Raw genomic sequence first — 13,897 nt, 5'->3', positions numbered from 1 at the left:
GCGGCGGGCGCCGACCCTTTCGGATCGGCGCCCCGGAACCGCTTAAAAAAGACGGTTGGCGGCTCGGTGGAACCGGCTCAGATCTTGTTGAACAGACCCAACTGGGTGATCTTGCTGAACGCCAGTTGCGAGGCTTGCAACATGGTCTGTTGCAAGGTCAGGCGAGTCATCACTTCGGCCGCGTCGGAATCACGGATCGACGATTGAGTCTGGGTGTTGGCCTGGATCAGGCTCTGGTTGGTGTCGCTCTGATTTTCCAGGGCCTGTCCGCGCCCGCCCACCGAACTCAAGGCGCTGGACAATTGATCGGTACCGCTCGCCAGGTTACCGATACCGGAGGCCAGCGATGCCTGCAATTTCTGCAAGGCAATCGGATCGTTGTTGGTCGGCGTGCTCAGCGCGGTTTTCAGCTGACTCACGGTATCCAGGATGTTCTGGGTCTCGTGGGTGTTGACCGCGATGCTGAACTGATCGTCGGCAGCCGGCGTACCGTCCAGGGTGAAGCTCACCCCTGAAGCGGTGGCCACGTTGCCGGCCAGGGTGCCGCTGGACACCGGCTGGCTGTCGGCGGTCAACGGCGCAGCGTACAGGTCGAAATCAGTGGCGCTGGTGAACTTCAACACAGCCGAACCGGTAGGGAAGCTGGCGTGATACGCCACCGGGTCAGTGATCGTGCTGTTGGTAACCTGAACCGGGGTCGGGTTGCCCGGGCTGCGGGTCGCGACAAAAGTGTCCGGCTTGGCGGCCAGGGTGAAACTATGACCGGGCAACACGGTGCCAGCCGTATCACCGGTTTGCAGATTGATGTTCAGGGTCAATTCCAGTCCCCGGAACTGCACCGCCTGGCCGCTTTTGCTGTTGGGGTCGAAAGCACCACCCTGGCTGGCTTCTGCGGTGACATCATTGCCGCCGGAGTCAGTGATTCTCAGTTGCGTGCCGCTGACGAACTCGACGGTGTACGGTTCGCCGCTACGGAATTTACTGTTGTAGCTGACACTGGACGAAACCTGACCATTGGACAGCACCACACGGCCATCATCCACCGCCGGAGCGGTCATGGTCACCTGGCTGCGGCTGGTATTGACGGCCTGTTGGAAGGCTTCCCATCCAGTGCTGTTGGTGGCCATCGACATGGTGTCGCCAACCGGCAGGTCGAGGGTCACCTGGTCGCCGTTGTAGCTGTAGCTGCCATCGTTGTTGCGGGTGAACGGAATGGTATCGCCCTTGGAACCTGCGAAAATGTACTTGCCGTTTTCGTCCTTGCTGTTCATCAGGCTCAGCAACTGCTCTTCGATCTGTGCCAGCTCCGAGGCGTTGGCCTGGCGGTCGGCGTCGGTGTAGCCGGCGTTGCCGGCACCGACGGCCAGCTCCTTGGCGCGCTGCAGTACGTTGCCGATGCTGGTCATCACCGCTTCAGTCGTGCCCAGGGTCGCCTTGATAGTGTTGGCGTTGGTTTCGTACTGGGCGAGCATCGAGGCCTGGGTGCCCAACTGCAGCAGACGCGAAGCCCCCACCGGATCATCGGCGGCAGTATTCACACGCACCAGGCTGCTGGCTTCTTCGCTGGTCTTGACCACCTTGGCGAAGTTTTTCTGGTAGTTCGCAGCCGTGCTCTCGTAAAACTGGGAGGTGGAAATGCGCATGGGCTACGGCTCCTTAAAGACTGTTGATCAATGTACTGAAGATTTCCTGCGCAGCCTTGATGATCTGCGAAGACGCGGTGTAGTACTGCTGGAACTTGACCAGGTTGCCGGTTTCTTCATCCAGGTCCACGCCCGACAACGAGTCACGGGCGCTTTTGGCGTTATCCAGGATCGCACCGGTGGCGGCGCTGTCGAGCTTGCCCTGGGCGGCCTTGGAGCCGACGCCCTCCACCAGTTTGCCGTAGGCGTCGTTCAGGGAAATCCCTTTGCTGGCGGAATTGGTATCCACGGTCTTGGCCGTCTGCAAACCGGCCAGAACCGTACCGTTACGGTTGTCCAGGCTGCCGGGCTGACTGAGGTTGACGTCAATGCCAGCACCGTTGGATGGCGAACCGGCGATGGACATGTCGAAGGTGACGGTACGCTGCACCGGCGGTATGGATGAATCCATGATCGGGGCGCCGCTGGCGTCCTTGAGCGGAACGCTCAGGCTCAGGGTGTTGCTCTGGCCTGGCTTGATCGTACCGCTGCTGATCGTACCGCCCTTGGCATCCAGCAGTTGGTAAGCCTGGCTGGTGCCGTCGGAAGACGTCGCGCCAAACACCACCTTGACCGGCATGGAGCTCTTGATGCCGTTCTGGATGATGCTAGTGGTGGCTTCGTCGTAGATGTCCAGCTTGGTGGTCATCGTCGGCTGGCCACTGGCCGGAATGGTCAGCGTACCGCTGCCGCCCGGTGTGATGGCTGCGCCCAGCGGCGCGGCGATCGCCAGCCGCTTGGAGTCGGTCATCTCGGTCTTGATGCTGCTCGCCGAGTTGCGGGTCGGGGTGATCTTGAACGAATCACCGGTGGCCGCGGTGCCATTGGCGAAGGTCAGCGAGAAGCCATCGACGACCGGTGCTGGCGTGGTCGTGGTGCTGAATGCGCCCAGCGAGGTGTTATCGGGCAAGCGCTGCACGGTGTAGTTGGTGGCGCTGGTGAAGGTGATCTTGTAGTCGTTGGTGGTCAGCTTGCCGGTGTCTTCGATGGACACGTTGAAGTTGCCGGAGCCTGCGCTGTTGCCCAGCGAGGCGACGCTGCGCTGGCTCATCTGCGCGGCGCTGTTGATGTTAGTGAACAGGTTGGAACCAAACGCACCGTTCTTGTCGATGCCTGAAGCCTGGATGCTGTTCATCTGATCGGCGACGACCAGGGCCACGCGGCCCAGCTCGTTCATGGCCGGATCGAGCACGGTGCTGCGGTAGCGCATCAGGCCGCCGATCTCGCCGCCCGTGAGTACCTGGGTGATGTCCATGACGCTGGAGCCGCTGTTGAGCTGGATGCCGATGCGCCCTGGATCGTTCTTGTCCGGCACCGCTTCAAGTTTATTGGTGATGTTGCCCATCACCAATGGCTGGCCGGACCCCAGGTAGATATCCAGACTGCTGCCGTTCTCCACGACCTGAGTGCCGGTGAAGGTGGACAGCTGGCGGATGGTCTCGCTGCGGGCGTCGAGCAAGTCGTTCGGCGCGCCGCCGGCGTTGGAGACTTCGGCGATCTTCTTGTTCAGTTGAGCAACGGTAGTAGCCAGGTTGTTGATCTGCTCAACCATGTTCGTCAGGTTGCCGTTGATGTTCTCGTTCTGCGCCGTCAGTTGGCTGGCGATCGAGTTGAAACGGTTGCTCAAGGCCTGGGCATCGCTGAGCAGCAACTGACGGGAAGCATCGTCACCTGGCTTGGCATTGACGTTTTGCACCGAGGCAAAAAACTTGGTCAGCGCGCCGTTCATGCCGGTGCCGCTGTCCGACAGCAGGGAGTCAAGCGGGGTGATCTGCCCCTGATAGGCCGCCGCATCGCTGTTGAGCGAGGTGGTGGTTTTCAGTTGCGCTTCAAGATACGAGTTATACACCCGGCGCACATCGGCCAGGGTCGTGCCGGAACCAATGAACACGTTGCCGTACTGGTTCGACGCCTTGGTGGTCTGCACGGTCTGCTGACGCGAATATCCAGCGGTATCGACATTGGAAATGTTGTTACCGGTGGTCACCAACGCGGTCTGGCTTGCGGACAGACCCGACATCCCTATATTGAGCAAACTCATGGTTCAGACCTTATAAAGTCGTGGTGGCACCAGCCGAAGCGTAGTTTTGGTAACTCGTCATCTGCCGGGCTATGTTCGAAATCTTGCTGGCGTATTGCGGGTCGGTGGCGTAACCGGCCTTCTGCAATTCGCGTACAAACTGTTCGGGGTTATCGGCCGACTTCAGCACATCTTGATAGCGACTGTTGCTTTGCAGCAGGTTGACCAAGTCATGGAAACTGTCGCGGTACGAGGCGTAGGAACGGAACTCGGCCGTCTCCTTGACCATCTCGCCATTGCGGAATTCGCTGGTGATCGCCCGCGCCGAATCGCCTTTCCAGTTGGCGCTGGCCTTGATACCGAACAGGTTGTGACTGCTGCTGCCATCGGGCTGGCGCATCACCGATTTGCCCCAACCGGTTTCCAGGGCGGCCTGGGCCACCAGGTAGCGTGGATCGACGCCGATGCGGTCGGCGGCTTCCTTGGCCATTGGCAGCATGGCGTTGACGAATTCATCGGCATCGCGGAAGGCCTTGCGCGCCGGTGCCAGCGGTGGCTGGGCCACGGCGCGACCATAGACCTGCATGTCCCCTTTCGGCTCGGAAGCCTTGAGCGCGGCCAGCCAGTCGCCATTGGCCAGTTCGCCGGCGGCCGGCTTGACGGCGGCGATGGCGCGATCCGGCAGCAGGTTCTGCACAGGGACATCGGCATTGGCCGAGGCCGAAGGCACCAGCCCGGCGAGCAGGCGGTCAGCCAGTTTCGGCGGCAGGGCCAGGCGACGCTGGTTGAGCAGTTCCATGTCGTTGCGGTGGACGCCCTCGGCGCCTTGCGGCGCACTCACGGCCCGCGAAGCCCACAACGGACGCTGACCGTTGGTGCGCGACAACGGGCCGTCGGTGGGCAAGGTCCCGGCCGCCACTGGTGTCTGGACCGGCGCCTTGGCGACCTTGTCCAGTACCTCTTGCTGTTTGGCCGCCGACAACGTCGCCGCTTCACCGGGCGCCAGTGGCTTGTTCTTCGACATCTGGCGCAGCAGGACATCGGCCAGGCCGATACCGCCGCCTTCGCGGGACATGGAAACGGCCAATTGCTGGTCGTACATTTCCTGGTATTGCTTGGCTTCCGGCGTGTTCAGCGGGTTGTCCTTGCCCAAGGCCTCGGTGGCCGAACGCATGGACTTGAGCATTTCACCGAGGAACAGCGATTCGAATTCCTGCGCCACTTTACGCAGGTTGCCGTCGCTGTTCTTGTCGCCGACCTTGAGCTGGTTCAGGCGATTCAGGTCCGAGTAGGAACCCGAATCCCCGCTGATCAAAGCGCCCTTGCGCATATCCATGACTCGCCCCTCAAATCACGATCAGGTCGGCTTGCAACGCGCCGGCCTGTTTCAAGGCTTCGAGAATCGCCATCAAGTCGCCCGGCGCCGCGCCGACCTGGTTCACCGCCCGGACGATTTCATCCAGGGTCGTGCCCGGGCCGAACTTGAACATCGGCTTGGCTTCCTGCTCGGCATTGACCCGCGAACGCGGGACCACGGCGGTCTGGCCGTTGGACAATGGCCCAGGCTGGCTGACGATCGGGTCTTCGGTGATGGTCACGGTCAGGCTGCCGTGGGTCACGGCGGCCGGGGAAACCTTGACGTTCTGGCCGATCACGATGGTGCCGGTACGCGAATTGATGATGACTTTCGCCACCGCCTGGCCCGGATCGACCTCGAGGTTCTCCAGGATCGACAGATAGTCGACCCGCTGGCTCGGATCCAGCGGCGCGGTGACACGGATCGAGCCGCCGTCGATGGCCTGGGCCACGCCTGGGCCAAGCATGTCGTTGATCTTGTCGACGATGCGCTTGGCGGTGGTGAAGTCGGAACGGTTGAGGTTCAGCGTCAGGCTGTTGCCCTGGTTGAAACCGCTCGGCACCGCACGTTCCACCGACGCACCGCCGGGGATGCGACCGGCCGACGGAACGTTGACGGTGATCTTCGAACCGTCGCGTCCCTCGGCATCGAAACCGCCCACCACCAGGTTGCCCTGTGCGATGGCATAGACGTTGCCATCGATACCCTTGAGTGGCGTCAGCAGCAACGTACCGCCACGCAGGCTCTTGGAGTTACCGATGGACGAAACGGTGATATCCACTTGCTGGCCGGGCTTGGCGAATGCCGGCAGATCGGCACTGACCGACACCGCCGCGACGTTTTTCAACTGCACGTTGCCAGAGCCGGCCGGCACCTTGATGCCGAACTGCGACAGCATGTTGTTGAAGGTCTGCAGGGTGAACGGGGTCTGGGTGGTCTGGTCGCCGGTGCCGTTCAGGCCCACGACCAGGCCGTAGCCAATCAACTGGTTGGAGCGCACGCCGGAAATACTGGCGATGTCCTTCAAACGCTCGGCCTGAGCGGTAAAGGCGGCGGACATCACCAGGACACCGATCAACAGCTGCTTAAGATTCAACTGGGCCACCTAGAAAGGGAACTTCGGGCTGAGGAAGAAACGGTCGAACCAGCCTGGCTGACTCGCATCGGCAAAGGCACCGGTGCCCGAATAGGTGATGCGCGCATCGGCCACACGAGTTGACGGAACAGTATTATCGGTAGAGATGTCATCGGCGCGAACCATGCCGGCGATGCGCACCAGCTCGTCACCTGTGTTGAGGGTCAGCCACTTCTCGCCCCGCACGGCAATGATGCCGTTGGGCAGCACATCGGCGACGGTCACGGTGATCGAACCGGTCAGGCTGTTGCTCTGGCCCGACTGACTGTCGCCCTTGGTGGCCCGGTCGGCGCTGTAACCGGCGTTTAGGCTCAGGTCATTGCTGCCGATCGGGTTGTTGGTGGTCAGGCTGGAGCCGAACAACGAGGTCAGGCCGACGCTGGTTTCGCTGGTCTTGTCGATCTGCGAGTTGGCATTCTTGCTGGCCTGAGTCCGCTCGTTCAGGGTGATGGTGATGATGTCACCGACCCGGAAGGCCTTGCGGTCGCTGTACAGGTTCTGCTCGAAGCCGGCCTGGTAGATCGAGCCATTGTTGGCGGCAGCCGGCAACGGCGTGCGTGGCAACACCGGAGCGTAATACGGGTCATTGGGCCTGGGTGTCGGCGCGACACAGCCCGCGAGTGCGGTGATGCCACTCAGTGCCAGAACAGATACGAAGCGTTTCATGACCCTACCTCTTGGTGTTGCAGGCGACCCTGGGGCCGCCCTGTCTACGTGGTGACGGACGTTGTGACGATTACAGATTCTGCGTAACGAACGAGAGCATCTGGTCGGCGGTGGAGATCACCTTGGAGTTCATCTCGTAGGCACGCTGGGTGGTGATCATGTTGACCATCTCCTCGACGGTGCTCACGTTGGAGGTTTCCAAGGTGTTCTGCAGCGTGGTGCCGAAACCGTTCAGGCCCGGGGTGCCGATTTGCGGTGCGCCACTGGCAGCGGTTTCCAGGAACAGGTTGTTGCCCACCGCTTGCAGGCCGGCCGGGTTGATGAAGTCGGCGGTCTGCAGGTTGCCGATCACCTGGGCGGCCGGGTTGCCCGCCACGGTGATGGACACGGTACCGTCACGGCCCACCGTAAAGGTCTGGGCATCGTTCGGAATGACGATCGCCGGCTCCAGGGCGAAACCGCTGGCGTTGACGATCTGACCGTTGGAGTCGAGGTGGAACGTACCGTCACGGGTGTAGGACGTGGTGCCGTCCGGCTGCAGGATCTGGAAGAAACCGCGACCGTCGATGGCCATGTCCAGCGGCTGCTCGGTGGTCTGCAGGCTGCCGGCGTTGAAGTTTTTCTGGGTGCCGACAATGCGTACACCCGTACCCACTTGCAGGCCCGACGGCAATTCGCTGTCTTGGGTCGATTGGGCGCCAGGCTGGCGTTTTACCTGATACAGCAGGTCCTGGAACTCGGCGCGATCACGCTTGAAACCCGTGGTCGAAACGTTCGCCAGGTTGTTGGAAATGGTCGTCAGGTTGGTGTCCTGGGCGGACAGACCTGTTTTGGCAACCCATAGAGCCGGAAGCATTCGATTCTCCTCGTACGCCTGTTTTTCGGCGCAACGCTGTAATTAATGATTAGATCTGCAAGACCCGAGCCATGGCTTCATCGCCTTCTTTGGCGGTGTTCATCATCTTGACGTGGAGCTCGAACTGCTTGGCCAGGGCCAGCACCGAAGTCATTTCATCCACGGCATTGACGTTGCTCGCCTCCTGGAAACCCGACACCAACTGCACGTTGGCATCGATCGGCGCCGGCTGGCCGTCCTTGGTACGAATCGAGCCGTCCAGGCCCTTGGTCATGTTCTTGAGGTCCGGGTTGACCAGCTTGATGCGGTCCACTTCAGCCATCACCCGCGGGCCTTCGCCCATGGCACGAATGCTGATGGTGCCGTCCTGGCCGATTTCGATTTTCTGTTCCGGCGGCACGGCGATCGGACCGCCGTTGCCCATCACCGGCATGCCGTTGCCGGCCCGCAGTACGCCCAGGGCATCGACATTGAGGCTGCCGGTGCGCACGTAGCTTTCACCGCCGTCGGGGTTTTGCACGGCCATCCAGCCCGGCCCGCTCACCGCGACGTCGAGGTCACGACCGGTTTCCACCAGTGCGCCCGGGGTGAAGTCAGTGGCAGGTCGCTCGGATAGGGCAAAGGCCCGCGCCGGAAAGCTGTCACCGAATACCGGCATCGAGCGCGCCTGCTCCAGGTCTTTCTGAAAACCATTGGTGGAGATGTTCGCCAGGTTGTTGGCATGGGCCCGTTGCGCCAGGGCGTTCTGGCTGGCGCCGGTCATTGCCACATAAAGGTACTTGTCCACTGTCGTTCCTCTGCATGCCGGACGTTTGCCGCCCACTGCTGTGTTGCACAGCCTTAAGCAATTTGCAGACCAACTTTTTTCTGGCGCCCCGCGCCCCGGCAAACAAGGGGTTCAGGATTGTGGGAGGGACTTTTGAAATGTATCGAAGACGAAAAACCGGCGGTGTCGTGCCGGTGAGTGGCAATGCTTGTCCTTCGATAACGGCCACTGCCGCCATCGCGAGCAAGCTCGCTCCCAAAAGGTTATCTGGATGCCGACAAATCCAGTGAACACTGAAGATTCATGTGGGAGCGAGCTTGCTCGCGATGAGGTCCGTAAAAACGCAACAGATAAATAGCTATGACTCGGTTTTACCTACCTCATACTCCCGCAGTTTATTGGCAATGGTGGTATGGGAGACCCCCAACCGCTTGCCCAATTGCCGGCTGCTGGGATGATCGGCGTACAGGCGCTCCAGCACGGCTTTCTCGAAGCGGCCGACGATCTCGTCCAACCCGCCTTCAAGGGAAAAATCGCCAAGGGGCTGGCGCACGCCGTAGTCCGGCAGGCGGATGTGCTCAGCCTTCACCTTCCCGCCGTCGCACAGGGAAACGGCCTGGAACAGCACGTTTTCCAGCTGTCGGACGTTGCCCGGCCAATGATAGTGACTGAGGCGGTCCATCGCCGCCGGGGCCAGCTTGGGCAGCGCACAACCGATCTGGCGGCTGGCCTGGTCGAGGAAATGTTCCACCAACGGCGCCAGGCCATCGAGGCATTCGCGCAGGGGTGGGATGTGCAAGGAAAGCACGTTCAAGCGGTGGTACAAATCCTGACGGAATTCGCCCCGGGAACAGAGTTCAGACAAGTCCACCTGTGTCGCGCAGATCACCCTGACGTCCAGGTACACCTCTTCATCGCTGCCGACTCGGCGGAAGCAACCGTCCTGCAGGAAGCGCAGCAATTTCACTTGCAGGCGCGGGCTCATCTCCCCGACCCCGTCGAGGAACAGCGTTCCCCCCGCAGTCAGTTCCAGCAGACCGAGCTTGCCTTCGGCCCGGGCGCCTTCGAAGGCACCCGGCCCGTAGCCGAACAGTTCGGTCTCGGCCATGGACTCGGGCAGCCCGGCGCAGTTGAGTGCCATCAATGGCGATTGCCCGCGCGGGCTCGCCAGGTGACAAGCGCGCGCCAGCAGTTCCTTGCCAGTGCCGGTTTCGCCTTCTATCAATAGCGGCGCGTCCAGCGGGGCCATGCGCCGTGCCTCGCGGACCACCGCCGCCATCACTTTCGAACTCTGGAAAATACTGTCGAAGCCGCGCAACTCCTGCTTGCGCACGTTATAGATCCGCTCGCCCACCCGGTCGGCCCGGTGCAACGTCAGCACCGCACCGGCCATGGCTTCGCTGTCGTCGTGTTCCGATTGCAGTGGCGCGATGTCCGCCAGGAACACATCGCCCTTGACCTTGACTCGCAGGCCATTGATACGCGACTGGTTGGCGCGTACCAGTTCCGGCAAGTCGAAATCCTCGGCGTAGCGGGACAGCGGAATGCCCGGCACCTCGTCGACACGCACCCCGAGCAACTGCGCCGCCGCCCGGTTGGCCGCGACGATGGAGCCCCCCATATCGATGGACAGCACCGGAAACTCCAAGGCGCCGAGCAAGGCGTTGAGTTCCATGTGCCGACGCTCGCTGGGCATCAGTCCTACGCGCTTGACGCCAAACACCCCGGCGATGCCCTCGAATTTCGGACGCAGCGCCTGGAACTGGATGTTGATCAGGTTGGGGCAGTGCAGGTAGATCGCGTTGCCATGCTCGCCACCGACCTCCCCTCGGGCGACGTTGATGCCGTATTCCACCAACAAGTTGAGGATGTCCCGCAGGATGCCGATGCGGTTCTGGCAATGGGCTTTGATGCGCATGGAAAGGCCCGGGTGCGTATGAGATGGAAAGGTGCGCCGTTCAAGTCCCCTGTGGCGAGAGCCACAAAGGTTTCTGCATGGCAGCGCAAATAGTCGTCAAGATTATGTGACAGTTGTAGGCCGATTCCCACCGGAAAATCCCTAGAGCATCGTAGTTCAGCTCAATTCGTAACGAAAACTTTACGGATTTGCTTTTCTTTCCCCTGTCCCGCCCTTGTCAGCGTGCGGCACAGGCCGCCGCTTCGCGTTATCTCTATTGCATCGCTGGACATAACAACAAACACATCATCCCCCTGAGGGAAATCAGCAGGAGAGCAGCATGAAGCAGACGCAGTACGTGGCCCGTGAGCCCGATGCGCAAGGTTTTATCCACTACACCGCTGAAGAACACGCGGTGTGGAACACGCTGATCACCCGCCAGCTGAAAGTCATCGAAGGCCGTGCGTGCCAGGAATACCTGGATGGCATCGACAAGCTGGGCCTGCCTCACGACCGTATCCCGCAACTGGACGAAATCAACAAGGTGCTGGGCCAGACCACGGGCTGGCAAGTCGCCCGGGTGCCAGCGTTGATTCCCTTCCAGACCTTCTTCGAATTGCTCGCCAGCAAACAGTTTCCTGTGGCGACCTTTATTCGCACCCGGGAAGAGTTGGATTACCTGCAGGAGCCGGACATTTTCCACGAGATCTTCGGCCACTGCCCGCTGCTGACCAACCCTTGGTTTGCGGAATTTACCCACACCTACGGCAAACTCGGCCTACAGGCGTCCAAGGAAGAACGGGTTTACCTGGCGCGCCTGTATTGGATGACCATCGAGTTCGGCCTGGTGCAGACCCCGCAAGGCCGGCGCATCTACGGCGGCGGCATCCTGTCTTCGCCCAAGGAGACCGTGTACTGCCTGTCGGACGAGCCGGAACACCAGGCCTTCGATCCGCTGGAAGCCATGCGCACCCCCTATCGCATCGACATCCTGCAACCGGTGTATTTCGTGCTGCCCGAACTCAAGCGTCTGTTCGACCTGGCCCACGAAGACATCATGGGCATGGTCAAGCGCGGCCGGGAGCTGGGCTTGCATGCCCCGAAATTCCCACCAAAAGCGGCGTGAACCGCCTCTTTTAATCCCAATTGAGTCTGTTGCACGACGCCGCTTTGCTTTAGCGTGGGTGCATCGACGTTTTCCAAATATTCGATCCAGGAACACACCATGAACACTCTGAACCAAGCCCATTGCGAAGCCTGCCGCGCCGATGCCCCGCAAGTGAGCGACGAAGAACTGCCAGTGCTGATCAAGCAGATCCCCGACTGGAACATCGAAGTGCGCGACGGCGTCATGCAGCTGGAAAAAGTTTTCCTGTTCAAGAACTTCAAGCACGCCCTGGCGTTCACCAACGCCGTCGGCGAGATCTCCGAGGCCGAAGGCCACCACCCTGGCCTGCTCACCGAATGGGGCAAAGTCACCGTGACCTGGTGGAGCCACTCCATCAAGGGCCTGCACCGCAACGATTTCATCATGGCGGCCCGCACCGATGACGTGGCCAAGACCGCCGAGGGCCGCAAGTAATGCATTTCGATGCCATCGGCCGGGTCCCCGGCGACCCGATCCTCGGCCTGATGGAGGCCTACGGGGCGGACAGCAACCCGAGCAAGTTCGACTTGGGCGTGGGTGTCTACAAGGACGCCCAGGGCCTGACACCGATTCTTGAGTCGGTGAAGCGGGCCGAGCAGCGACTGGTGGAACGCCAGACCACCAAGACCTACATCGGCGGTCATGGCGACGCCGCGTTCGGCCAACTGATCAATGAGCTGGTGCTGGGCGCCGACTCGCCGCTGATCAGCGAAAAACGCGCTGGCGCCACCCAGACCCCGGGCGGTACCGGTGCCCTGCGCCTGAGCGCCGACTTCATCGCCCAGTGCCTGCCGGGCCGTGGCGTATGGCTGAGCAACCCGACCTGGCCGATCCACGAAACCATTTTCGCCGCGGCCGGGGTCAAGGCCAGCCATTACCCGTACGTGGGCGCCGATAATCGCCTGGATTTCGAGGCGATGCTGGCGACCTTGAACCGGGCGCCCAAAGGCGATGTGGTGCTACTGCACGCCTGCTGCCACAACCCCACCGGGTTCGACCTGTCCCATGAGCAATGGCGCCAGGTGCTGGAGGTGGTGCGCAGCCGCGACCTGCTGCCGTTGATCGACTTCGCCTACCAGGGCTTTGGCGATGGCTTGGAGCAGGACGCCTGGGCGGTCCGGTTGTTTGCCCAGGCCCTGCCGGAAGTGCTGGTCACCAGCTCCTGTTCGAAGAACTTCGGCCTGTATCGCGACCGTACCGGTGCGTTGATCGTCTGCGCCCGGGATGGCGAGAAGCTGGTGGACATCCGCAGCCAACTGGCAAACATCGCCCGCAACCTCTGGTCGACACCGCCGGACCATGGCGCGGCCGTCGTGGCGACCATCCTCGGCGACCCGGAACTCAAAAGCTTGTGGGCCGATGAAGTCCAGACCATGCGCCTGCGCATCGCGCAATTGCGCAGCGGTTTGCTGGAAGCCCTCGAATCCCATGGCTTGCGCGAGCGCTTCGCCCATATCGGCGTGCAACACGGGATGTTTTCCTACACTGGCCTGACGCCGGAACAGGTCAAGCACCTGCGCGAGCGCCACAGTGTCTACATGGTCGGCACCGGCCGGGCCAACGTGGCCGGCATCGACGCCACGCGCCTGGACCTGCTGGCCGAGGCGATTGCGGATGCGTGCAGATAACACCTGTGGCGAGGGAGCTTGCTCCCGGTCCCTGTAGGAGCTGGCGAAGCCTGCGATCTTTGATCTTCCACTTGAGACTCAAGTGTCTGAAAAAGGATCGCAGCCTCGCTTCGCTCGGCAGCTCCTACGAGCCCGTCCACTCCCGGACAAACTGCCCGAGATCTTCCTGCGGCGCCGTGCGCGCTTCTTTCTGCGGTGTGCCCAAGTAGAGGAAACCGATCACCTCTTCCCCCTCTTCAAGGCCAAGCCCCCTGGCCACATGCGGTGAATACGCCAGCTCACCGGTACGCCATACCCCACCCACCCCTTGGGCATACGCGGCCAGCAAGATGCCATGGGCCGCGCAGCCGGCCGCCAGCAGTTGCTCGGATTTCGGGACTTTGAAATGGTCCTGCAGACGGGCAATCACCACCACGACCAGCGGCGCGCGCAATGGGCCGTTGAGGGCTTTTTCCACGACAGCTTCCGGGACGAGCGGGTCATTGAACTTCGCCGCCTCGGCCAGCAGTTCGCCCATGCGATGCCGCGCCTGACCCTCGACCGTCAGAAAGCGCCATGGCCGCAACTGGCCGTGATCCGGCGCCCGCATGGCCGCGGCGAACATGACCTCGCGCTGTTCCGGCGTGGGTGCCGGCTCCACCAGGCGCGGGACGGAAACACGGTTGAGCAAAGCGTCGAGAGCCTGCATCGGCCACCTCCTGAAAAAATGTTTGGCTATTCTAGCGGGAAGCGCGGCCGGCTGC

12 protein-coding genes are annotated in these 13,897 nt (G+C 61.8%); 3 read left to right on the top strand and 9 right to left on the bottom strand.

Annotated elements, in window-relative coordinates:
• Positions 1-77 precede the first annotated feature (77 nt).
• The 8 genes from BM321_RS21095 to BM321_RS21060 form a co-directional block, all read right to left on the bottom strand.
• Positions 78-1,643, bottom strand: coding sequence for a flagellar hook-associated protein 3 (locus tag BM321_RS21095; protein ID WP_092444534.1), 1,566 nt, complete (start codon positions 1,641-1,643; stop codon positions 78-80).
• 13 nt (positions 1,644-1,656) lie between these two features.
• Complete coding sequence (gene flgK / locus BM321_RS21090; protein ID WP_092444532.1) at positions 1,657-3,723, bottom strand: flagellar hook-associated protein FlgK; 2,067 nt, start codon at positions 3,721-3,723, stop codon at positions 1,657-1,659.
• 10 nt (positions 3,724-3,733) lie between these two features.
• Complete coding sequence (gene flgJ / locus BM321_RS21085) at positions 3,734-5,038, bottom strand: flagellar assembly peptidoglycan hydrolase FlgJ (protein ID WP_092444530.1); 1,305 nt, start codon at positions 5,036-5,038, stop codon at positions 3,734-3,736.
• Between the two features lie 10 nt (positions 5,039-5,048).
• Entirely contained in the window at positions 5,049-6,119 is a 1,071-nt protein-coding gene (locus tag BM321_RS21080; protein WP_162488974.1) for a flagellar basal body P-ring protein FlgI, read from the bottom strand.
• Positions 6,120-6,164: 45 nt separating this feature from the next.
• Positions 6,165-6,860, bottom strand: coding sequence for a flagellar basal body L-ring protein FlgH (gene flgH / locus BM321_RS21075; RefSeq protein ID WP_018614454.1), 696 nt, complete (start codon positions 6,858-6,860; stop codon positions 6,165-6,167).
• Between the two features lie 70 nt (positions 6,861-6,930).
• Positions 6,931-7,716: a flagellar basal-body rod protein FlgG gene (flgG, locus tag BM321_RS21070; protein WP_092444528.1), complete on the bottom strand. Its 786-nt coding sequence runs from the start codon at positions 7,714-7,716 to the stop codon at positions 6,931-6,933.
• Between the two features lie 49 nt (positions 7,717-7,765).
• The gene (locus BM321_RS21065) at positions 7,766-8,503 is read right to left on the bottom strand and encodes a flagellar basal body rod protein FlgF (protein ID WP_060738660.1); all 738 of its coding nucleotides are present in this window, start codon (positions 8,501-8,503) and stop codon (positions 7,766-7,768) included.
• Between the two features lie 337 nt (positions 8,504-8,840).
• Positions 8,841-10,400: a sigma-54-dependent transcriptional regulator gene (locus BM321_RS21060; RefSeq protein ID WP_092444526.1), complete on the bottom strand. Its 1,560-nt coding sequence runs from the start codon at positions 10,398-10,400 to the stop codon at positions 8,841-8,843.
• 319 nt (positions 10,401-10,719) lie between these two features.
• On the opposite strand from BM321_RS21060, the gene phhA reads away from it, so the two are divergent.
• The 3 genes from phhA (at position 10,720) to BM321_RS21045 (ending at position 13,154) form a co-directional block, all read left to right on the top strand.
• Complete coding sequence (phhA, locus tag BM321_RS21055) at positions 10,720-11,505, top strand: phenylalanine 4-monooxygenase (protein WP_060738668.1); 786 nt, start codon at positions 10,720-10,722, stop codon at positions 11,503-11,505.
• Positions 11,506-11,604: 99 nt separating this feature from the next.
• Entirely contained in the window at positions 11,605-11,961 is a 357-nt protein-coding gene (locus BM321_RS21050) for a 4a-hydroxytetrahydrobiopterin dehydratase (RefSeq protein ID WP_003184087.1), read from the top strand.
• The gene (locus BM321_RS21045; RefSeq protein ID WP_092444524.1) at positions 11,961-13,154 is read left to right on the top strand and encodes an amino acid aminotransferase; all 1,194 of its coding nucleotides are present in this window, start codon (positions 11,961-11,963) and stop codon (positions 13,152-13,154) included. Before BM321_RS21050 ends, BM321_RS21045 begins: the two co-directional genes overlap by 1 nt.
• Before the next feature lie 124 nt (positions 13,155-13,278).
• On the opposite strand, the gene BM321_RS21040 is transcribed toward BM321_RS21045, so the two are convergent.
• Positions 13,279-13,842 carry an NAD(P)H nitroreductase gene (locus BM321_RS21040; RefSeq protein ID WP_092444522.1) on the bottom strand — a complete coding sequence of 188 codons (564 nt, stop codon included), beginning with the start codon at positions 13,840-13,842 and terminating at the stop codon, positions 13,279-13,281.
• Positions 13,843-13,897: the final 55 nt, after the last annotated feature.

The organism is Pseudomonas sp. NFIX10 (genome assembly GCF_900111955.1).
Lineage (GTDB): Bacteria > Pseudomonadota > Gammaproteobacteria > Pseudomonadales > Pseudomonadaceae > Aquipseudomonas > Aquipseudomonas fluorescens_AA.
This window is presented reverse-complemented; position numbering and strand designations above follow the sequence as displayed.